Genomic DNA, 20,819 nt, shown 5'->3' on the forward strand with positions numbered 1-20,819 from the left:
CGTAGCCTGCGCCTTCGCTACGCTCGGTCGGCTGCTACGCAGCAACGGCTACTTCGTAGCCTGCGCCTTCGCTACGCTCGGTCGGCTGCTGTCGCAGCTACGCGGGACTGCGTCCCGATCTCGACCAAGTGGGCCCACCACTTGGGCTCGTCGCGCCTTGCACTCGACGCAAAGTCCTCGGTGATCATCCGCACCCCCGCATGAAATATCCGGGCTAACGCCGCACATACCGCCAAGGTCAACCGCAAGACGCGAGCATATTCATCCGCTGCACATAACAAAAGGGTGCGCCTAGGCGCACCCTCTGTGCATCCCCTTGCTTGCCGGTTTATCGAGGATCCAGTACGCCGACCCGCGGACAGGGCAAATCGATCGAGTCGCTGGCCGACACGCCGGTGGGCGAGGTGACAGTGACGGTGACGAAACCGCCGCCGCCGACTGGCGAACACTCGAAACTGCGCACTGAGTACGGCGTCGGGCTAGTTTCTGCCACGCCGAAGTATGGCGCGGTGAACAGGTAGGTCAGGCCCTCACCCTGCGGCCAGACTTCGCAGTTATGAATGCCGTAGGAGTAACTGCAATCGATCAGGATCGGTTCCGGTGGATCCTGGTTCGGCACGCACATCGCCTTGATGCAGACCGGGCCGGCGCCGCCGCTTTTCGACGCGAACAAGCCTTCCCACTCAGACACATGGCAGGTGCTTTGCAGCGTTGGCGGGCGGCACGGATCAGGCCGATCCTTCTGGATCGGCGTCTTGTCGGCCTTGGCGCGGCTTGGGCGGCGAGCATCCAGGTGTTCAGCGGTGCGCTCTGCGCTGAGCTGCTGAGCAGCCGCGTGGTCGGCCTGATCAGCATTGCGGTGTGACTGCGCCTGCACGGTCGACAAAGCCAAGGCCGACAACACAAACGCTAGCGGACGAAAATACATAGGAAAGTGTCCTTGAATTGGGGGTGACCAACTGCGGTTGCCCCTTCGGGGGCAAGAAGCATCGGGCTTCAGAGGAACTACTCGCAATCCGTTCGCAAGATCGATCACCGCCCGTCGGCGGCGTTCACTGCGACGTTTCGTAGATAGTCAGCGGCCGCGCGACAGTAGGCGATTGCCGCCACATCTGCCGCTTGACAAGCGGCCGAATCGTAGAGTCGGCCCAGCGTCTTGTCAAATTCTTCACGGTAGTTCGGAGCCCATTTGTGTCGAAATTGCTGGCTTTGTTGCGGCGCCAGTGACTGCAGGGCCTGCAAGGGTGTTGCGGTCTGCTCCAGAAAGCGTGCATAGGTGAGGCGAAAACGCGCGCTGATATTACTGTCGCGCCCGTAACTTCGGTCGGCGGCAGCAATGGCCGCGGCGTAGGCAGCACTGGCCTCTGCCTGACGTTCGGGTAGTTGCTGCAGGGTGATGGCGCGATTGTAAGTGGCGCTGACGCTGCGCGGGTGATCGGCGCCCAATTGCTTGTGCCAGATTTGCTCGGCATGGGCGATCACCTCGGCGGCACGAGCATCCTGTTCCAGCACATACAGCACATCCCAGAGGGTCGATTCGGCGCGCGCCAGCATGATGCTTTCCGCTCCGTACAGACGCATGATCTCCTCGCGCAATGCTTCGGCCTCGGCCAGAGCCTCGTCACTCAGCTTCAGCCGGGACTTGAATTCGACGATCTTGAGGCGCGTGATCAGCAGTCGCGGATCGCCCGCGCTCATCGCCGTTTGTTGGCGCTCAGCCAAAGTCTGCAGTGTCGACAGGCCGGTTGCGGCATCTCCCTGCTGCGCTTGCGCCTCCGCGAGACGCAGTGCGGCCTGACTGGCCTGATCGTCGTCGCCGGGGCGACTGCGGGTCAGCTCAAAGGCCTCACGCAGCAGACGGGTCGCGGATTCGGCATTGCCGCTGAAGGTTTCCAGCCGGCCTCGGGCCAGGACCAGGTCCACCGCCTGAGCGCCTGCGGCGTCCATCGACATTGCCTGATCCAGAGCAGCGCGGGCCAATTCGATCTGGTTGCGCCCGGTATTGGCCTCTGCTGACAACAGCAGCAGTCGTCGCAGCAAGGTCGCGGGGCGATCATTCAGGGCATTCAGGGCGTCAATTGCAAGGCCGGCGGTTTCAGCCGCGTTGGCGTCATCGCCCAGACCGAGTTCGATCTCGCCGATGGTGGTGGCCAGCGATGCGTAGGCAATCGGGTCGTCGGCACGCAGCGCCTCGATACGCGGCTTGGCCGACTGCAGAATCTGTTTGGCCGAAACGTCTACGCCGGCCACCTTGGCGGGGTCTGCGCCGATGAACGCCTCCTGCAGCAGCCTCAGCGCCAGCGCCGCCCGCGTGCGTTCGCTGACGGCTTCATTGCGCTGCTGTTCGAGTCGATGGCTTTGTATCAGGGATGCGCCCAGGCCCAGGGTCAGCGAGGCAGCCAAGGCGCTGGTTAAGGTGGTGGCCAGCGCGTGCCGGGCGACGAACTTGCGCAGGCTGTACAGACGTTCGCCACCGCGGATGGAAATTGGCAACCCCTCCAGCACATTGGCCAGATCCTGGCTGAGCTGGGCCACGTGGGCGTAGCGCTCGCGCGGCGATTTGCGCAGGCAACGAGCCACGATAGCGTCCAGGTCACCTGCGAGCCGGCGGCGCAACGCGGCTACCGAGGCAACACCACGTGACAGCGCCAGTGCTGTGTCCTCCTCGCGCAGACGCTGGCTCATGATCGGCGGCGGTACGCTGAGCAGCAGCCGTTCCACCTCGCCCGGCCGCAGCCCGGCAAAATCGAACATCGGCTTGCCACATAGCAGCTCGTAGGCCAGCACACCCAGTGCGTAGATATCGCAAGCGACCCCGACGACGTCGCCGCGCAACTGCTCAGGAGCGGCGTTCAGTGGTGAGAAAAAGCGCTCACTGGTGCGCGTGTGCTCGACCTGGCCGCGCAGCGACTTGGCGATACCGAAGTCGAGCAGCTTGGGTTGGCCGTCGGCGCCGACCAGCACATTGCTTGATTTGATATCACGATGAACGATGAGGTTCTGATGTGCATATTCCACCGCCGTGCAGATCGCTCTTAGCAACTCGATGCGCTGAGCAATCGTCAGTCGATGGCGCTCGGCGTAGCTCAGCAGGGGCTCGCCTTCGATCAGTTCCATTGCCACGTAGGGTGCGCCGGTGTCATCGCTGCCGGTGTCCAGGAAGCGGCAGATTCCGGGGTGAGTCAGCTGCGCCAGGGCCTGGCGTTCGGCGCGGAAGCGCCGCATCACCTCCGGGCTCATCGCTTCAGGCCGAATCAGCTTGAGTGCGACCGACTGATCGACCGTGCCGTCCGCACGCTGGGCACGAAACACCTGACCCATGCCGCCGCTGCCCAGCAACGATTCGATGCGATAGGGCCCGACGACACGGCCGGCATACAGGCTTTGCGGAATCGCCTCGGCCAACAGTGACCGGTTGAGCTGCAGCGAGGCTTCGGTCAGCGGTGCCTCCGGGTCAGCGTCCGCGGCCAGCATCGAACGCAACTCCTGCAGCAGGGCAGGGTCCTCGTCGCCGCAGTGCAGCTCCAGCCAGGTCTGGCGCTGCGATGCTGGAATCTCGGAGGCGCTGTCGAACAGCTCGCGCAGCCGCTGAAAACGCAGACTAGTCATGAACTCCCAGATCGCCTTGCAAACGGGATCCAAGCCAGGCGCGGGCAAAACGCCATTGTCGACCGACGGTGGCCACTGAACTCTGTGTTGCGGTGGCGATCTCCTCAACACTCAAACCGGCAAAGACCCGCATCTCCACCACCTTCATCGCTGCAGGGTCCTCTTGACCCAGCGCGATCAGCAGGCGGTCAAGATCGAGCCAGTCAATTCGATGGGCGGCGCTGGGCTGTTCTGATTCCTGCAGGCTATCTAGCGGCACCAGATCGACATCGCCACCGCGCTTTTCGGCACCACGCTGGCGCAGATAGTCGACCACCACACGGCGAATCACGGTGGCGGCGATGGCGTAGAAGTGTGCCCGGTTCTGCCAGTCGACGGCACGCTGTTCGTAGATTCGCTCGAATGCTTCGTGAGCCACCTCGGTGGCGCTCAGGGTCAACGAGCCGCGATGGCGGCGAGCTTGCGCACGGGCAATGTCCAGCAGTACCGGGTAGATCAGGTTGGCCAGCTGCCCCTCACAGGAGCGGTCGCCCTGCTTCCAGCTCTCCAGCAGCTGGGTGATTTCGCCTTCTTTCACAAGCCCCCCCCGGGTCCCGTTTGGTGATCGATTGGAAGTTCGCGCCGCGCGCGCCCGCGAAGTCTAGCAGGGCCACGGGCATTCGCCGCCACCTGGAGCCTGCGGCCGCCTGGGTGTCGCAATCCCTTGCAGCTCCTCCGAACGCTTCTGCGTAACGGCTCAAAAAAAGTTTTCAAAAGCGTGATCGATTCTTTCTTCGTCCTGCGAGTTAACTCATGAAGGCTGCTGAAACGATGTGACTAGTCGCTTTCACAGCGATCTCTTGACAGACGTGGGAATAGCTATGCGAAAAGATCGGCTTAACATGATGATACTTACGGGGTTCGATGACGTGCATGCTGCGGTCATTGAGGCTCTGTTGCTCGAGCGCGGACACAGCGTGGTACGTCAGTTCGGCAACGATCTTCCGCGGTTGAGCAGCGTCGATATGCACTTCAATGACAGCAACATCGGCTCGCCCATGCAGCACCACGGCATTGATGGCGTGGTCGACCTGGGCAAAGTCGATGTGGTGTGGAATCGACGGCCGCAGGCGCCGCAAGTTCCGTCGGGCCTGAATCGAGAGGATCTGCAGTTCGTCAAGCAAGAGTTGCTGTCCTTTGAATCCGGCTACTACCACATGCTGGACGATGCCTTCTGGGCAAACCCACGTAACACCGCGCTCAGCTGCAACGTCAAGCCTTTGCAGCTGAAGCACGCGATGACCGTAGGGCTGCAGGTTCCTCCGACCCTGGTCAGCAATCGGCCGAAAGCGATTCGCGACTTCCTGCGGCGTCATCCAAGAGCCATTTACAAGCCGCTGCGCGGAATGATCTGGCACGAGGAGGGCAAGGAATACGGAAGCTACACCGCCCGCGTCACTGGCGATGATCTGCCCGCCGACCTCCTGCTTCGCGCTGCACCCGGCATCTATCAGCAGCAAGTGGAGAAGAGTTTCGAGGTGCGTGCGCAGTTCTTTGGTCGCTCCTGCTTTGCCGTTGGCATCGACTCGCACCAGATTCAGTACGGCGAGTTCGACTGGCGGCTGCACCAAAGCGCAGAGAACAGCACCGGACCGATTGAACTGCCTGCCGGTGTTCAGGATGCCTGCGTCCGCCTGATGCGCAAGCTCGGCATTGTTTGCGGCGCGTTCGATTTCATTGTCACGCCGCAGGGCGAGTGGGTGTTTCTTGAAGTGAACGAAGCGGGCCAGTTCATTTTCGTCGAGCAGTGGGCGCCGGAGCATCCGCTGATGGACGCCTGCTGTGCCTTTCTTGAATCCCGCGACCCGGACTTCGTCTACCGCCAGCCGGCATCGCCGCGGCGCTGGGCAGACGTGATTTGCGATTTCGATTTCAACCAGTTGCTGGCAACCGACCGCGAGCGGCGTCAGCAACAGGTCACCCGTTCCGAAGAATCGGCCACCGCTGCCTAGATTCGGATCCCTGCGACAAGCAAGTGCTTGCGCTCAATACCGGCCATGCGGCCATCTACTTAACCAAAGGAAACTACCATGAGCAAGAATCAAGACAACCGTGTGCTGGGCCGTGTGCTGGCGAAAGAGCAGACCCTGAATGTCGCCGGCGGCACCGGCACCCAGGCGGCCTTCGATTCGCCGATGAACGCTGACGTGACCCTGCCGATGAGCGACCTGAACACCGGCGCTGCTGTCGACACCGGCCACACCCTGCCGATCATCGACTGCGCCGGCACCGGCGTTTCGTTTGACGACGATTTCAAGCAGGAAAACTGATCGATCGGAACTCTGTCCCGCACCCTCGAGGAAGGCGGGCGCAGAGTGCCGTGATCGCGCCGGCCGCCAGACCATTGTGTCTGGCGGCTCGGTGAAATTCGATGTGTTGGGTCTGCACATCATGTTCCCGCCGACACGAAGTGCCCGATGAACGACTTGTATCGCCCTGAAGCGCTGCAGCATGCAGCCAGCAACCAGCAAGGCAGGCAACTGCATGCGATCCAGCCCGGTTGGCGTAGTATCCTGATGCTGATCGTCGGCGCCGTATGTCTATTGGCAGCCCTGCTGGGCTGGGCCCGATTCAGCGAGAAGATCAATGCCAGCGGGGCACTGCAGCCGGCCACTGGCCTGCTGGCGGTGACAGCGCCGGTGGAAGGGGCGGTGATCGCGATTCATGTCAAGCCCGGCGACAGGGTGAAGCGCGGTGACCCGCTGTTCGACCTCAGCCCCGACATGAATACCCTCAATCTCAAGCAGAGCCGAGAAGAGCGGGCGACGCAGCTGCGTTCCGAGTTGGACGAACTTGAGGTGCGAATGCGAGCGCGGCGCAGTTTGGAGAGCGAGCGGCTGCGCAGTGCCTCGGCGCAAATGCGCAGCCTGCGCGATGATCTGCAGTCGCTCAAGCAGCAGATTGAACTACAGGCCACCCGCCTGGCGCTGTCCGAAAGCAAGCTGCCCGGCTTGCGAAAGCTGGCTGAAAAAGGGTCGATCTCGCGACTGCAACTGGCAGATCAGGAGGCGGCCGTTCTGGACTTGCGCGCCGAGGCCGAGGTGCTGGGGCGCATGATGCGTGCACAACAGCGCGAGATCGAGATCCGACGGCAGGAGCTGCAGGCCTTGCCGGAGCAGAATGAAATCGCCGAGAGCGAATATCTGGATCAGAAGACGCGACTTGAGCGCGAGCTGGCCGGTTTGCAGCGCGATTCCGAATACCGCGTGACCGCCGCCAGTGATTCTGTGGTCGGGAACTTGCTGATCAAGGAAGGTCAGAGTGTTCGCAACGGCCAGACAGTGCTGATGCTGTACGACGATCGTGCCGAGTTGCGCGCCTTCGTGCTGGTGCCAGCGCAGGCGCCGGGTCGGATAGAAGCCGGAGGCTTGGCGGTGGTGCGCTTGGCAGCCTTGCCGCATCAGCGACATGGGCATTTGCAGGGTCGGGTCGTGCAGGTGTCGCAGACGCCCATCGACCAGGCGCAACTCGGCGTTCTGGGTCACTCCGCGGCCGGCGGCGCGCCGGTCTATCGGGTGGAACTGGCCATTGACCAGACCGAGGCCAGTCAGACCCTGTTGCAGCACTTGAAGGTTGGCATGAGCGTAGAGGCCGATCTGATTCTGCGTCGCCGACGTCTGGTCGATCTGCTGCTTGAACCAATCAGTTCGCAATTGCGACCCGATGTCGGAGCTGCGCCATGAGAGTACCGTTGATTCGGCAAGCCGAGAACGCGGAGTGCGGTCTGGCCTGCCTTGCCATGGTGTTGGGCGCTTATGGCGATGAGCGCGGTCTGGCCGGGTTGCGCGGCAAACAGGGCGTTTCGAACCGCGGTTTGTCCCTTAACGATCTGGTTGATCTTGCCGAGCTGAATCAGCTCGATGCCCGGGCACTGCGCATTGAGCTGGAAGACCTGAGGCAGCTCAGGACGCCAGCTATCCTGCATTGGAACATGAGCCACTTCGTGGTGTTGGTGGCCGCTGATCGTCAGGGTATCGAGATTCTTGATCCTGCCCGCGGGCGTCGGCGCTGTCGCTGGAGCGAGGTGTCCAAGAGCTTTTCCGGTGTGGTGCTGGAAATCTGGCCGTCGTCGGGCTTTGCGCCGATTCGCGAGCGCCGTCGGGTGCACTGGCGCCGTCTGCTGGGTCCCTTGCACGGCCTGTTCAGCGGTCTCGGCCGCATTGCGCTGCTGGCGGTCATGCTGGAACTGTTGGTCTTGGTATCACCGCTGTTTGTCCAGACGGTGATCGACCAGGTGCTGGTAAGTCGGGATCTGGGGCTGCTTGGGGCATTGGCAATCGCCTTCTCGGTGTTGCTGGGGCTGCAGGTTCTGGCGGGGGCTTCGCGCACCTGGTCGATCACCACCCTGACCCAATCCTTGGGCTTTGCCTGGCAAAGTCGTCTACAAAAGCACTTGCTGCGCTTGCCGCTCGACTTCTTTCAAAAGCGCAGTCTGGGCGAGGTGTTGTCGCGCTTCGATTCCTTGCAGACGCTGCAGTCAGCGCTTAGTTCGGGCCTGGTTGAGCTGGTGATGGACAGCATCATGGCGATCCTGGTGGTCACCCTGATGTTCTCGTTCAGTGCCAAGCTGGCGGCGCTGACCGTCGGCATTCTGCTGATCAACCTCAGTCTTCGCGCCCTGTTGATCCGCGCCATTCACGAACGCAGTGAGCGCGTCATCACCGCGGCGGCTGACCTCAACAGCTTCGCCGTCGAGTCGGTACGGGGGATTCAGAGCCTTAGAGTGATTGGCACTGAGTCCCGGCGCGGTCGTCTGTGGCAGGATCGGGTAGCCGGGACCTTCAACGAGCAACTGAGTCTGGATCGCCTGAACCTGTGGTTGCGCTGCTCGCAGCAGCTACTGAACGGGCTGGAACGCATCCTGATCGTGTTCCTTGGCGCGGGGCTGGTTCTACAGAATGTGTTCACGGTGGGCTTTTTGATTGCCTACCTGGCCTACCGCGATCAGTTTGTCGCTCGCGCCACTGTGCTGGTGGATCGGATTGTTGAGTTTCGCATGCTCAAGCTGCATGCCGAACGCCTGAGTGACATCACCGACTGCGATCCGGAACCGGAGAATCCTGGTGTAGCGTTCGAGCGCGTGGCGACATTCTCAGCGCGTGGCCTGAGCTTTCGCTACGGTGAGCATGATCCGTGGGTGATTGATCAACTCGATCTGCAGGTCAGTGCCGGTGAGACGCTGGCCATCGTTGGCGCCTCGGGCTGTGGCAAGTCCACCCTGCTGAAACTGTTGCTGGGCCTGCTGCCGAGCTCGGGCGGTGCGATCGCAGTGAATGGCAGAATGCTCGAGCGCGGCGACTTTCCGGCCCTGCGCCGGGTCTGTGGCGTGGTGATGCAGGACGACCAGCTGTTTGCCGGCACCATCGCCGAGAACATCGCTGGCTTTGATGCGGAGCCGGATGCAGATCGGATCTGGCGCGCAGCGCAGCAGGCATCGATTGACGGCGACATCGAAGCCTTTCCGATGCGCTACCACACCCTGGTCGGCGATATGGGCGCCAGTCTGTCCGGCGGCCAGAAGCAGCGCCTTTTGCTGGCGCGAGCTCTGTATCGGCAACCGCAACTGCTGCTGTTGGACGAGGCCACCAGTCATCTCGATGTGAGCAGTGAGAAACGGGTCAATCAGGCGGTGCGGGAACTCGGGTTGGCCACCATCATCATCGCTCATCGGCCGGAAACGATCGCCATGGCGGATCGAGTGGTGGTGTTACAGCAGGGGCGTGTGGCGCGCGAGTATCGGCCACAACAACCGCTTCGCTGCGTCGATGGCGGTGCGAATGAGCCCGAACCCTTGCGGGCGCAGGTGTAGCGGCGGGTCTCATCGATAGCTGGGACCGCTTCTCCGTTTTGGTGGGGGCGATCTCGTAAGCCATCGATGCGCAGAAGTCAGGCTTTGCTCCCCCTGCTCAGGAGCCTCCTACGCGAGGCCCCTGGGCGCGAGAAGATCGGCTCCCCAGTCGGCGCGCCAGCAAAGTCTGTCGGGCCAGGGGAAGAGCGCCTCGCTTCAAGGTCCTTGTGCGGTTTTGCGAAATCGATCAGCCCACGCTCACCGTATCGACCTTCTGAAACCCGCGCGGCAGGGCATTGCCACGGGTGGCGCGGCTGCCCATATAGGCCTGCAGATCGCGCCAGATCAGGGTCAGTTTGCGTTGGCCGCAGTACAGGGTGATCTCACCCCCGTTGCGCACCGAGGCGACGTGAGCCACCGCTTCCTGGCCGGACTTCAGCTTGGTCGGCGGAATCTGGATCAGTTTGTTGCCCTTGCCCTTGTCCAGCTCCGGCAGCTCACTGAGCGGGAAGACCAGCAGGTGGCCGGCATTGGTGATGCTGACCAGTACATCCGAATCGGCGTCGTTGACCAGGGCCGGGCGCAGCACAGCCGCTCCAGACGACAGGTTAAGTACCTGCTTGCCGGCTTTCTGTCGGCCAACCAGATTCTCGAACTTGGTGACAAAGCCGTAGCCATGGCTGGAGGCCAGGACCAGTTTCTGTTCGTTTTCGGCACTCACCGTGGCAACGAAGTGTTCGCCGCCGGCCGGAGTGAAACGACCCGTTAGCGGCTCGCCAGCGCCTCGTGCCGAGGGCAGGGTATGCGTGGGACTGGAATAGGCACGACCGGCTGAGTCGAGGAATACCGCCTGCAGGGTGCTGCGGCCGCGAGCATAGTCGAGCAGGGCATCGCCTTCCTTGTAGCTCAGCGAGGCCGGATCAATCTCGTGACCCTTGGCGGCACGTACCCAGCCCTTCTGCGACAGCACCACGGTCATCGGCTCACTGGCAATGATCTCGGTTTCACTCAGCGCCTGCGCCGCTTCGCGTTCGACGATCGGTGAGCGACGGGCATCGCCAAACTTCTTGGCATCGGCCAGTAGCTCGTCCTTGACCTTCTTCTTCAATTTGGCCGGCGAGCCGAGGATGGCGGTCAACTCGGCATGCTCCTTGGCCAGGGCATCCTGCTCGCCGCGAATCTTCATTTCTTCCAGCCGCGCCAGCTGGCGCAGCTTGGTTTCCAGGATGTATTCGGTCTGCGCTTCGGTCAGGCCAAAGCGCGCCATCAGCACCGCCTTCGGCTCATCCTCGTTGCGGATGATGCGAATCACCTCGTCGAGGTTGAGGAAGGCGATCAACAAGCCTTCCAACAGATGCATGCGCCGCTCGACCTTCTCCAGGCGATGCTTGAGTCGACGGGTGACGGTGTCAGTGCGGAAGCGCAGCCACTCGTTAAGGAACAGCTTGAGCGGCTTGACCTGAGGACGTCCGTCCAGCCCAATCACATTGAAGTTGATGCGGAAGCTCTTCTCCAAATCGGTGGTGACGAACAAGTGGCTGAGCAGGGCCTCGTAGTCGACCCGGTTGGAGCGCGGCACCATCACCAAACGGGTTGGATTGGCATGATCCGACTCGTCGCGCAGGTCTTCCAGCCAGGGCAGTTTCTTGGCCCGCATCAGCTGCGCAATCTGTTCCATGACCTTGCTCGGGCTAACCTGATACGGCAGGGCAGTGATGACGATATTGGCCCCCTCGCGCACGTACGTCGCCCGCGCACGAACGCTGCCGTGACCGGTCTCGTACATCTTCAAGAGATCGCTGGCTGGCGTGATGATTTCCGCCGCGGTGGGGAAATCCGGCCCGCGTAGGTGTTCGCAGAGATCGCGGGTGCTGGCATCGGGGTCATCCAGCAGACGCACGCAGGCGCTGACCACTTCATTCAAGTTGTGCGGCGGGATATCGGTGGCCATGCCGACGGCGATGCCGGTGGTGCCATTCAGCAGCAGATGCGGCAGGCGCGCCGGCAGCCAGCTGGGCTCTTCCAGCGTGCCGTCGAAATTGGGCGTCCAGTCGACCGTGCCCTGGCCCAGCTCGCCGAGCAGCACTTCGGCAATCGGGGTCAGCTTGGATTCGGTGTAACGCATGGCCGCGAACGATTTCGGATCGTCGCTGGAACCAAAGTTGCCTTGGCCGTCGATCAACGGATAGCGGTAGGAGAACGGCTGCGCCATCAGCACCAGGGCCTCGTAGCAGGCGCTGTCGCCGTGCGGATGGAACTTGCCGATCACATCGCCGACGGTGCGGGCCGATTTCTTCGGCTTGGCGCCGGCGCCCAGGCCGAGCTCGCTCATCGCATAAATGATGCGACGCTGCACCGGCTTCAGGCCGTCGCCGACAAACGGCAGGGCACGGTCCAGTACCACATACATCGAGTAATCGAGATAGGCGCGCTCGGCGTATTCGTGCAGCGGAATCTGCTCGAAACCGTGGAAACTGGCGCGGGTCATGTCACTCATGCGGGCATCTTGGAAGTTGGCAAAGCGGCCTATTGTAGGGATTCATCCGGCTCAGGTCCGCTCGTGGTTGTGAAATCGCCGACAAAACCGAACCTGAATGGATTCATCTCAGCGCCGAAGGCTTTCGCCTCCTGGCGCGTTGAATAGGACAAGGCAGGTCGGACACGACCCGCGCAGGCGCCCTCGTAGCCGCCCGCGTCGTCAGGTTCGGCGCCCCAGCCGCCACTCGCCTTCATCGGGCTTGATGAAGAGCGGAGCGGCGTAGCCACGCAATCCAGCCCCAAGGAGAGTCACCATGTCCAAAACGAACCACATTCCCCATCGTAATCTGCCCTGGGTGTTGGGCAGCGCAGCCGCCGCATTGGCGCTGGTGATTGGCGCCGGCCTGGCCACGGCCGGTCCTCGCGATCACGGCCACAAGGGCTCGCGCGCCCTGCCGTTTGAGCAGGCCGATGCCAATGCGGATGGCCAGGTGACCCGTGCGGAGGCGGATCAGTATGCCGCTGAGCGAGTGGCAGCTGCCGATATGGATGGCGATGGGCTGGTCAGCTTCGAAGAGGCCAAGGCGCAACGTCAGGCCAAACGCGAGCAGCGCGCCCGTGATCGCTTCATGCGCCTCGATGCCGACGGAGACGGTCAGGTGTCAGTGGCCGAGTTCCAGACTCCTGAGGCCAGAGTCTTTGCTCGGTTGGACAAGAACGATGATGGCGTGATCAGTTCTGACGAACGTCCGCGTCAGCGCATGCGGCATCGCGAAGGGCGGCAGCAGCAGTAGGCGAGGGCTGCGGCCTGAGGACGGCCGGGTAGCGCTTGCTCCCGGCGCCGTTCCCGGTCAACCTCAGGCCGCATCACAGCGTTGCTCTCCCGTGTGCCGAACCCCACTGCCAATGCCGACGACCTGCAGCATCCACCGGAACAGCACGAGGTGCTGGCATGGCTGCGCGATTATGCCAACGGACGACAGCAAGGCGCCAAACGATTGGTTCAGTATTATCTGCCGCGATTGCATCGCTTGGCCTACCGCCTGCTCGGAGACGCTGGTGAGGCGGAAGATGTCTGCCAGGAGGTGTTCATGAAGCTCTGGCAATTGGCCCCGCGCTGGCAGGCCGACGCGGCACTGGGAACCTGGTTGCATCAGGTTGCCCTGAATGCGTCGCGCGATCGGCTACGCAAGCGGCGTGACCTGTCGATGGAAGCGCATGACTGGGAGGTGCTGACGGATCGTTCGCCCGCGGTAGATCCCGAGCGCTCAGCGCAGCACGCCGAAACCCAGGATTGGCTCGATCGAGCGATGGCAGCACTGCCGCAGCGGCAGCGTGAGGCGCTGTTGCTGTGCCACGACCAGGGCTTGAATCAGCGCGAGGCCGCGGCCGTGATGGACATCGAGATCGGCGCCCTGGAATCATTGCTGAGCCGCGCGCGGCAGTCGCTGCGACAGGCTGCGAAGAGACGAGAATCTCAGCATGAGCCCTGAATCCAACCACGTTTCGTCCGACAAGTCGCAGGACAGGCTACTGGAACGGTACCTTGCCGAGCGTGCGCCGCCGGTGCTCTCGCCCCAGCTGGTCGACCGGATTCTGGACGATGCGGCGCGGGTTTCGAGGCAACGCCACCAGCGCGGTGGTCTGGCCTCGGTGCTGCAGGACCTGTGGCGATTGCTGGGCGGCTGGCGGCTGCTGATGCCGAGTGCCGCCACCGGCATGGCCCTGGCGCTCGCCCTGCTTGGCAGCAATCTTGACTGGGAACGTGTCGGCGAGATCGAGAGCGAACCGGTCGATCTGCTCAGTCAGGCGATGCTCGATGAGTCTTACGCGGAGTTTGAGCAGTGAGTGAGCTGGCGCAATGGCTTCGTCTCGGCCGCTGGCTGCTAGGCGGGCTGATAGCGCTGAACGTGGCGTTGGCCCTGCTGCTGGCGGCGGTCCTGCTGGGTTGGCGTGGATCGTCTTCACCCACCATCGGGCCGATGCCCAGCCCGCATGCCCTGCGTCAGGCCTTACCCAGGGAACGTGCCGAGCTGGTGAATGAACTGTTCGAAACGCACAAGCCGACCATTCGCAAGGCCATGCGCGAACAGCGTCGAGCGCGGCGCGAACTGATTCGTTCGCTGCGCCAGGAGAATGTCGAGCAAGCCGTGCTGACCGAGCAGTTCGCTGCGATTCGCCAGACCGAACAGCACACTGCCGAGACCGTGCATGCCATGCTGAGCGATCTGTTAAGTCGGCTCACTCCCGACGAGCGTCGGCAAGTGGCCGAGTTGTTTACCCGTCGCGGACAGGAAGGACGGAGCCGGCGCGAAGAGCGGAGATCACGTGATGGCGAGCATCAATCCGACGAGCCGCCCGGCGAAGACAGCAAATAGGCGGGCCTTGCCGATGCTACCGTCTCGCTAGGGCGGGCGTTGGTCTGGCGCTACCCACCACCCACCGGCAAGCGCCCAACCAACTCCAGCGACTCCACTCGAACCAGTTCAGGCCCGCTGAACATCTGGTTCCGCAACCCGGTCAGTGCTTGCTGAAAGCGCGATAGGTCAGCAGCATGCCTGGCACGTAGCTGCTCGCGCTGCCGAACATAGTCGGTCAGGCGCTGATTCCAGCGCGCCCGCTCGGCGTCAAGGGCCGCCAGTCGCTGCGCTGCTTCGCGGCCGAACAGGGCTTCGCGCTCGGTCATGCGCTGTGTTGCGCTGGTCTGCAGTTGCTCGAATTGCCGACTCTGCTCGTTGGCCCATTGAGCATCGGCAATCTGTTGCAGATCCTGCTGTACGCTCTCCGGCAAGTCGGCTTCCAGCATGGCCAAGGCGGTCACGCGCTCGGCTTCCGTCAGGCTGCTATCGCGTAGCAAGGCCGCTCGTTCGGTGGCCAGGCGACGGTAGCTATTCTCGGCGGCAAACAGCGCATCGGCCTGATCGCCGAACCAGCGCCGCTGCGCCGCTTCGATGGCGGCGAGATTCTGGCTGAGATTCTCGGCCCGCAGTTGCGCTGCCAACTCGGCGCGCAGGCCGAGATAGCGGTCGAACCAGGCTTCGGCCTCGGCCGCCACCACGGCGCCGTACTGGTGTTCGATGCTGGCCAGCAAGAGGCGGCGAATCTCGGCCTCGGAGCGCTCACCGCTCAGGCTGAGAAAGAAATCGAACCGCCGCAGTAGCTCGCTATCGGCGCGCAGGCGACCATTGGGTTCAAAGCTCAGCACGCCATCGATGGCGGCACCCTGAAGTGAGGTTTGGGCCAGCGCGACTTGCCAATCAGGGCCTGCCACAGTGTTGGCTTGCAGGGCTGAGCTGGGCTGCGTTTTCTGCGGGCTGGCCGCTGCGGTTGCCAAGGAATCTACCGGCTCGGCATTTTCCTCGGTGGGTGGCTGCGCGATGTTCTGCGGCCACCGGCCCACAATGCAGGCAGCCAGAACGGCCAGCGCCACTGCGAGGGCGGCGAACCGCCCTCGTTGGTTTTCGATCGTGCGACTCATCATCACAGTCCGGCGTTCTTCATCCGGTTGGCATGGGCCCTCAGCACCGACTTTGGACTGGAGGCGAACCAGCTGGTGAAACCGAACATCTGGTTCACCTCGTCGAGATGATTCCAGCCATAGTTGTCACGCAGCACTACGCCCCAATGCGAGGAGCAGCGCCCGACCAAGCCATCATTGGCCTCAAAGCCATAGAACAGGCTGCTGGCGCCGAGCAGGGCATCGCTGGGGTCAAGCAGATGAGTCAGCACCGAGGTGCCGCTCCAGCTGTAGTAGCGCACACCGTTGACCACGGCCGCGCCCTGACCGCAGCTGCTGCTGGGCTTGCCATGCGGATGGCGGGCATTGAATGCGTTGGCACCTTGCGTGGTCAGCGAGGCCAGTGCACCGAGTGCGTACTGCGGGTCGTCATCGCCCGACAACCATTCCAGGAACACCGACAATGCGTCGACGAAACCCACCACCAGGGGGCGCAGCGGCGACCCCGGCGGCAAACTGCTGTCCAGTCCGTCCGCCACCTTGCTGCCCGCGTGTGGGCTGCCGATCGTGCTGACCGAGGCGACCAGATCCGGTCGCACCGAGGCCGCATAACGCGCCGTTGGCCCACCATGGCTATGACCGACCAGATTGAACTTGCTGTGCCCGTACAGGGCTTTCAACGTGTCCAATTCATCGATCAATTGCTCGCCGCGCACCTCGGTGTAGTGACTGGAGCTGATATTCACCACATAGACCTTCGCTCCCCCCGAGCGAAGTTCCTGCGGCATGCCATACCAATAGTCGTAAACCCCGAGTAGCGAATCGAATCCGAGCAGGCCGTGCACCAAGACGATCGGATGCTTGGTCTGCGTATAACCAGCGGCTTGAGCATACAGCGGCAAAGCGCACAGCAAGAGCACCGCAGCAAGGCGGCGGAACAGAGGACTGAACATGCTTCCCTCCCCGAAAGCAGGCCGACGCAATCAGCCGCTGGCGCGGTCGGCTGGCGCCAGCGTTCGAGTCCATTCGTGAATTCCCCGTACGTGACCGTATGTTCGCTATTGCGAGTGTGTCAAGCGTTTGTTTGAAATTCGTGCTGGCAGCCGACGAGCGGTGACGTTCAGCAAAAAGCCTAGCCAGATCGGTTGCCTGCGCAACTGCTCCGGCAGACCATCAGAAAAACGTGCAACATGGCTCCGAGGACTGCCACCTGTTGGCCCACCACCAGGGGTTTGGTTTTGTCGAGTGACGCTGGACGATGGGCAGAGCCGGGCAATTGCCAATCCCCGGTGCACCTAGTTAGGCTTCAGCGAACACCGCGACCGGGGGGGAGTGTGGATCCTGAGTCTTGGCGAACACAGGTGGCCGGTCGAACGAGTGCCAGTCAGGCGGATCCTGGCATCACACTCTCGCCCGATGTGCCGTCGCGCTTGACAGGCGCCACCACGGTGCACGATGCCAGTTTGTCGACGTCCGCCACCACGACCACCGCGGACGACGGCTTGCCGCCGGGCCGTATCCGCTACGCCATCCTCGGCGAAGCTGGCCGAGGCGGCATGGCCCGGGTGCATGTGGCACGCGACCTGGAACTGTTCCGCAAGGTTGCCCTGAAACAGTTGTCGGACGAACTGCGCAATGCCGAGCCGGCACGGCTACGCTTCCTGCGCGAAGTGCAGGTTACCGCGCAGCTCGATCATCCTTATATCGTGCCGGTATACGGGCTTGAGGTTTCGCCAGAAGGTTCGCCCGCCTATGCGATGAAACTGGTGGCTGGGCGTACCTTGTCCGACTACCTGCAGGAAACCATCGACGCGTACGAAAAACGCGGCTCGCCGGATGAGTCGCACAGTCTGCCGACCCGCATCGAACACCTGATCAAGGTCTGCGAAGCGGTGCATTATGCGCACGGCAAGGGCGTGATTCATCGCGATCTGAAGCCCGACAACGTCATGCTGGGCCCGCACGGCGAAACCTATGTGATGGATTGGGGCATTTGTCGCCTGTTCGAAACCGATGGGCCCGATCAACCCACCGACCTCGGCTTGAGTGAGAACACCAGCGGTGCGCAAACCGAGTTTGGCGCCGTTGTCGGCACGCCGATGTACATGTCGCCCGAGCAGGCGCAGGGACGCAGTGCCGAACTGGGCCCGCTCAGCGACCAGTGCGCGCTCGGATTGATGCTGTTTGAAATCGTCACCCTGAACACGCCGTTTGACGGCAACAACGCCTCGGATGTGATGCACAACGCTGCCTATGGTCGGCGTGTACCGCTGAAGCACGCGTTTGAGAAGCGCCCGATCGATCGACCTTTGCGCGCCATCATCGAGCGCGCCACCCGCTATGAGCCGAAACAGCGCTATGCCGATATCGGCGAGTTGATCGCTGACCTGCGTCGTTACTTGCATGGCGAGGCGGTACACGCCCTGCCCGATACCTGGTGGCAGCGCGCGCAACGCTATGTTGGGCGGCACCGTCAGGGCATGTTACTGGCGTTCGTCGGCCTGATCGCCGCCGCCGCCACCGGTTTCAGCGTGTTGATGTGGCAGCACGACCAGCGCCTGGAGCAGGCCCGTGCGCGTGAGCTGCTGGAGCGCGACTTGATCGAGAGCGTGGTGGGCAAGGCCGACCGGCTGCAGCTGGAACTGCTGGCGTTGCAGAGCGAGCTGGAGTCGCTGGCCTTGGCTGCCGCGCAACTGGTGCAGTTTGGCACGGCCGAAGATGCCACGCCGACCTACTGGCAAGACGATTTCGCCAATGCCGAACGCCGGCCGCCAGACTTCGCCCCGCACCCCGAACTGGGCCGTGACGTGAGCCTGCAGTCGGCGGTCTGGAGCGTGGCGGAAGGCGCCGATCCGTCGACCGTGGCCCCCTTAACCTCACGTTTGCATCATCTGCGCAGCTATCGGAATGCGCTGTTGGAAACCACTCGACGCACGCTGGGCGGCGGGCAGTATGCCAGCGGCCTGGTCGAGCTGAAGCTGGTGCTGGAGCAAGGCCTGTTCATGCACTATCCGGGCCGCCCGCTGGCGAGTTCAACCGATCTGCGCGACAGTGCTTGGTATCTGGCACTGAAGCAACAGCCGCGTTCGCGCTGGGGCGAACCCTACGCCGACCACGACGGCGGTGACGTCGTGCTGCCGCTAGGCAGCCCGATGCATGATCCCGAAGGCCGCTTTCTCGGCGCCCTGTCGATGGACATGGCACTCGACTTCGTGGTCAACAACCTGCTTGGCCAACAGCCGGGCATGCGCCTGGCCCTGCTTGATGGCGAAGGGCGCATCATGGCCGCAGAAGAACTGCTGACCCACACGGCGGGTGAGCATGCGCACTTGCTACAACCGTTTGGCGATACCGCTCTGCGCGCCGCCTTCGCTGCCGAAGATGTTGGTGCCGTTGCTACTCAGGCCTTTGGTCGGCCGGAGATCGTCGCCTTCGATCGGATTCATCCGCTGGAATGGATCCTGGTACAGGTGTCGCCGGATCCAGATGCTGAATGAGCAGCTCGCCTACACCCGTTGCTGGCTTGCTTGATCCTTCTGCTCCTGCTGCAACTGCCACATATGCGCGTAGTGGTCACCCTTAGCCAGTAGTTCGGCGTGTCGTCCGCGCTCGATAATGCGGCCCTGATCCATCACCAGGATCTGATCGGCATTCATCACGGTAGACAGTCGATGGGCAATGACCAGGGTGGTGCGGCCCTGCGAGAGGCGATCGAGTTCGGCCTGGATCGCCTTCTCGGATTTGGAATCCAGCGCCGAAGTGGCCTCGTCGAAGATCAGCAGGGAGGGATTTTTAAGCAGGGCGCGGGCGATGGCGACGCGCTGTTTCTCGCCGCCGGAAAGTTTCAATCCGCGCTCGCCGACCTGGGTGTCGTAGCCGTCGGGCAGACTGACGATGAAGTCATGGATATGCGCGGCGCGAGCGGCCTGTTCGACTTCCTCGCGGCTGGCGCTGGGTCGACCATACTGTATGTTATAGAGGATGCTGTCGTTGAACAGTACGGTATCCTGCGGAACGATGGCGATGGCTCGGCGCAGGGAGGCTTGCTGGTAGTCGCGGATATCCTGGCCATTGAGCTCCACGCTACCAGCCTGCACGTCGTAGAACCGGTACAGCAGTCGGGCCAGGGTGGATTTGCCGGAGCCGGAATGACCGACCACGGCCACGGTGTGGCCAGGCGCGATGTCGAAGTCAATGCCGTGCAGAATCTCGCGTCGCGGGTCGTAACCGAAATGCACCGCGGCAAAGCGCACAGAGGCGCGAGCCGGTTGCAGGGCGATGGCGTTGTCGCGGTCCTGCACATCCAGCGGCTCATCAAGCAGTCCGAATAGCCGCGATAGGTTGGTCAGGGCTTGCTTGACCTGACGGTACATCGTGCCGAGCAGGTGCAGCGGGCCGGCCATCTGCAGCAGGTAGGCATTGACCAGTACCAGATCACCAACGGTGAGTTCGCCCGACACCACGCCGCTGGCCGCGCGCCACATCAGCACTGTAACGCCGAGACTGACGATCAGGTTCTGGCCGATATTGAGCAGGGCGAGGCTCTTGTAGGACTTGATCTGGGTCGCCTCCATTCGCTGCAACGTCTTGTCATAACGCTGAGCTTCGTGTTCTTCATTGCTGAAGTACTTGACCGTCTCGTAGTTGAGTAGGGAGTCGACCGCGCTGGCGCTGGCGTGGGTGTCGGCCTCGACTGCCTCACGATAGAAGCGGGTTCGCCACTCGGTGATCGAAATGGTAAAGAGAACATAGCCGACCAGGGTTGCCAGGACGATCAGCGCAAAGCTGGCGTCGTAAAGAGTGAGCAATACCAGGGTGACCAGGGTGACTTCGACCAGGGTCGGCAGGATGGTGTACAGCGCCCAGTCGAGGAGATCGGAAATGGCACTCCCGCCGCGCTCAACATCGCGCGCCAGGCCGCCAGTTCGACGATCTAGATGAAACTTCAGGCTAAGGGCGTGCAGGTGGCGAAAAACCAGCAGCATCACCGTGCGTGAGGTGCCGGCCATGACTCGGGCGAATACGATTTGACGCAGTTCGGCGAACACTCGCTCCGACAGCCTCGCCGCACCGTAGGCCAACAGCAGCAAGACCGGCACCGCTAGCAGGCTGAGTTCGACGTTCAGTGAGTTGATCAGCTCGCGCAGCACCAGCGGCACGCTCAGCCCGGCGCCCTTGGCCGCCAGCAGGCAGAGTAGAGCCAGCGCGATCCGCAGCCCGTAGGGCTTCAGGTAGGGAAACAGCTCGGCAACGATGGCCAAGCCGGTGGAGCGGGGCGTGCGGGCGCGGGTATCCATCGGAGGGAGATGGGGGCGGATTGAGCGGGGGCAAGGTTTGTCCCTCAATCGAGCCCGAGGCTGGGGCTGTGACGCCTGTGACCACCACGCGGATTGGTGGGCGACCCGCCCACCCTATGAGTAGGGTGAGGGGCTAGACATCCATCCATCT

Annotated in this window: 16 protein-coding genes; 9 read left to right on the forward strand and 7 right to left on the reverse strand. The window is 62.8% G+C overall.

All coding sequences use genetic code 11. From position 1 onward, the window contains the following. Positions 1-328: 328 nt before the first annotated feature. The 3 genes from IFO71_RS18300 to IFO71_RS18310 form a co-directional block, all read right to left on the reverse strand. A complete protein-coding gene (locus tag IFO71_RS18300) occupies positions 329-928 on the reverse strand; it encodes a hypothetical protein (RefSeq protein ID WP_192031123.1) in 600 nt (199 codons plus the stop codon). A 104-nt stretch (positions 929-1,032) separates the two neighbouring features. Then, positions 1,033-3,609 carry a serine/threonine-protein kinase gene (locus IFO71_RS18305; protein WP_192031124.1) on the reverse strand — a complete coding sequence of 859 codons (2,577 nt, stop codon included), beginning with the start codon at positions 3,607-3,609 and terminating at the stop codon, positions 1,033-1,035. Beyond that, positions 3,602-4,186, reverse strand: a complete 585-nt coding sequence (locus IFO71_RS18310; RefSeq protein WP_192031125.1) for an ECF-type sigma factor — start codon at positions 4,184-4,186, stop codon at positions 3,602-3,604. Before IFO71_RS18310 ends, IFO71_RS18305 begins: the two co-directional genes overlap by 8 nt. A 304-nt stretch (positions 4,187-4,490) precedes the next feature. Here IFO71_RS18310 and IFO71_RS18315 point away from each other — a divergent pair, with 304 nt between their 5' ends. The 4 genes from IFO71_RS18315 to IFO71_RS18330 all read left to right on the forward strand — a co-directional run bounded on the left by IFO71_RS18315 (position 4,491) and on the right by IFO71_RS18330 (position 9,457). Further along, complete coding sequence (locus IFO71_RS18315) at positions 4,491-5,600, forward strand: MvdC/MvdD family ATP grasp protein (protein ID WP_192031126.1); 1,110 nt, start codon at positions 4,491-4,493, stop codon at positions 5,598-5,600. Positions 5,601-5,678: 78 nt separating this feature from the next. Next, positions 5,679-5,918: a hypothetical protein gene (locus tag IFO71_RS18320; RefSeq protein ID WP_192031127.1), complete on the forward strand. Its 240-nt coding sequence runs from the start codon at positions 5,679-5,681 to the stop codon at positions 5,916-5,918. Between the two features lie 147 nt (positions 5,919-6,065). Continuing rightward, entirely contained in the window at positions 6,066-7,331 is a 1,266-nt protein-coding gene (locus IFO71_RS18325; RefSeq protein WP_192031128.1) for an HlyD family secretion protein, read from the forward strand. Then, the gene (locus IFO71_RS18330; protein ID WP_192031129.1) at positions 7,328-9,457 is read left to right on the forward strand and encodes a peptidase domain-containing ABC transporter; all 2,130 of its coding nucleotides are present in this window, start codon (positions 7,328-7,330) and stop codon (positions 9,455-9,457) included. The genes IFO71_RS18325 and IFO71_RS18330 overlap by 4 nt, the downstream gene beginning before the upstream one ends. Positions 9,458-9,683: 226 nt before the next feature. Here IFO71_RS18330 and parC read toward each other — a convergent pair whose 3' ends face one another. Next, positions 9,684-11,933, reverse strand: coding sequence for a DNA topoisomerase IV subunit A (gene parC, locus IFO71_RS18335; protein WP_192031130.1), 2,250 nt, complete (start codon positions 11,931-11,933; stop codon positions 9,684-9,686). Positions 11,934-12,228: 295 nt separating this feature from the next. Between parC and IFO71_RS18340 the strand changes: the two genes are divergently transcribed. From IFO71_RS18340 to IFO71_RS18355, 4 genes are all read left to right on the forward strand, one after another. Continuing rightward, complete coding sequence (locus IFO71_RS18340; protein ID WP_192031131.1) at positions 12,229-12,708, forward strand: EF-hand domain-containing protein; 480 nt, start codon at positions 12,229-12,231, stop codon at positions 12,706-12,708. Positions 12,709-12,801: 93 nt separating this feature from the next. Further along, on the forward strand, positions 12,802-13,407 hold the full coding sequence (locus IFO71_RS18345) for a sigma-70 family RNA polymerase sigma factor (RefSeq protein ID WP_192031132.1): 606 nt from the start codon (positions 12,802-12,804) through the stop codon (positions 13,405-13,407). Further along, the gene (locus IFO71_RS18350; protein WP_192031133.1) at positions 13,397-13,762 is read left to right on the forward strand and encodes a hypothetical protein; all 366 of its coding nucleotides are present in this window, start codon (positions 13,397-13,399) and stop codon (positions 13,760-13,762) included. The genes IFO71_RS18345 and IFO71_RS18350 overlap by 11 nt, the downstream gene beginning before the upstream one ends. After that, positions 13,759-14,292: a periplasmic heavy metal sensor gene (locus IFO71_RS18355; protein ID WP_192031134.1), complete on the forward strand. Its 534-nt coding sequence runs from the start codon at positions 13,759-13,761 to the stop codon at positions 14,290-14,292. Before IFO71_RS18350 ends, IFO71_RS18355 begins: the two co-directional genes overlap by 4 nt. Before the next feature lie 50 nt (positions 14,293-14,342). Here IFO71_RS18355 and IFO71_RS18360 read toward each other — a convergent pair whose 3' ends face one another. Both IFO71_RS18360 and IFO71_RS18365 read right to left on the reverse strand, forming a co-directional pair. Continuing rightward, positions 14,343-15,392 (reverse strand): lipase secretion chaperone, encoded by a 1,050-nt coding sequence (locus IFO71_RS18360; protein ID WP_192031135.1) that lies wholly within the window; start codon positions 15,390-15,392, stop codon positions 14,343-14,345. A gap of 2 nt (positions 15,393-15,394) precedes the next feature. Beyond that, the gene (locus tag IFO71_RS18365) at positions 15,395-16,324 is read right to left on the reverse strand and encodes an esterase/lipase family protein (RefSeq protein WP_192031136.1); all 930 of its coding nucleotides are present in this window, start codon (positions 16,322-16,324) and stop codon (positions 15,395-15,397) included. A 408-nt stretch (positions 16,325-16,732) separates the two neighbouring features. Between IFO71_RS18365 and IFO71_RS18370 the strand changes: the two genes are divergently transcribed. Continuing rightward, the gene (locus tag IFO71_RS18370) at positions 16,733-18,868 is read left to right on the forward strand and encodes a serine/threonine protein kinase (RefSeq protein WP_192031137.1); all 2,136 of its coding nucleotides are present in this window, start codon (positions 16,733-16,735) and stop codon (positions 18,866-18,868) included. A gap of 9 nt (positions 18,869-18,877) precedes the next feature. Here the strand turns inward: IFO71_RS18370 and IFO71_RS18375 are convergent, their stop codons facing one another. After that, positions 18,878-20,668: an ABCB family ABC transporter ATP-binding protein/permease gene (locus IFO71_RS18375; RefSeq protein WP_192031138.1), complete on the reverse strand. Its 1,791-nt coding sequence runs from the start codon at positions 20,666-20,668 to the stop codon at positions 18,878-18,880. Positions 20,669-20,819 lie beyond the last annotated feature (151 nt).

This window comes from Pseudomarimonas arenosa, assembly GCF_014841215.1.
Classification (GTDB): domain Bacteria; phylum Pseudomonadota; class Gammaproteobacteria; order Xanthomonadales; family Xanthomonadaceae; genus Pseudomarimonas; species Pseudomarimonas arenosa.

Coding starts and splice junctions, on each gene's coding strand:
- IFO71_RS18350 (WP_192031133.1), top strand. CDS start 13,397: ATGAGCCCTGAATCCAACCACGTTTCGTCCGACAAGTCGCAGGACAGG.
- parC (WP_192031130.1), bottom strand. CDS start 11,933: ATGAGTGACATGACCCGCGCCAGTTTCCACGGTTTCGAGCAGATTCCG.
- IFO71_RS18375 (WP_192031138.1), bottom strand. CDS start 20,668: ATGGATACCCGCGCCCGCACGCCCCGCTCCACCGGCTTGGCCATCGTT.
- IFO71_RS18325 (WP_192031128.1), top strand. CDS start 6,066: ATGAACGACTTGTATCGCCCTGAAGCGCTGCAGCATGCAGCCAGCAAC.
- IFO71_RS18360 (WP_192031135.1), bottom strand. CDS start 15,392: ATGAGTCGCACGATCGAAAACCAACGAGGGCGGTTCGCCGCCCTCGCA.
- IFO71_RS18365 (WP_192031136.1), bottom strand. CDS start 16,324: ATGTTCAGTCCTCTGTTCCGCCGCCTTGCTGCGGTGCTCTTGCTGTGC.
- IFO71_RS18320 (WP_192031127.1), top strand. CDS start 5,679: ATGAGCAAGAATCAAGACAACCGTGTGCTGGGCCGTGTGCTGGCGAAA.
- IFO71_RS18300 (WP_192031123.1), bottom strand. CDS start 928: ATGTATTTTCGTCCGCTAGCGTTTGTGTTGTCGGCCTTGGCTTTGTCG.
- IFO71_RS18330 (WP_192031129.1), top strand. CDS start 7,328: ATGAGAGTACCGTTGATTCGGCAAGCCGAGAACGCGGAGTGCGGTCTG.
- IFO71_RS18315 (WP_192031126.1), top strand. CDS start 4,491: ATGATGATACTTACGGGGTTCGATGACGTGCATGCTGCGGTCATTGAG.
- IFO71_RS18305 (WP_192031124.1), bottom strand. CDS start 3,609: ATGACTAGTCTGCGTTTTCAGCGGCTGCGCGAGCTGTTCGACAGCGCC.
- IFO71_RS18340 (WP_192031131.1), top strand. CDS start 12,229: ATGTCCAAAACGAACCACATTCCCCATCGTAATCTGCCCTGGGTGTTG.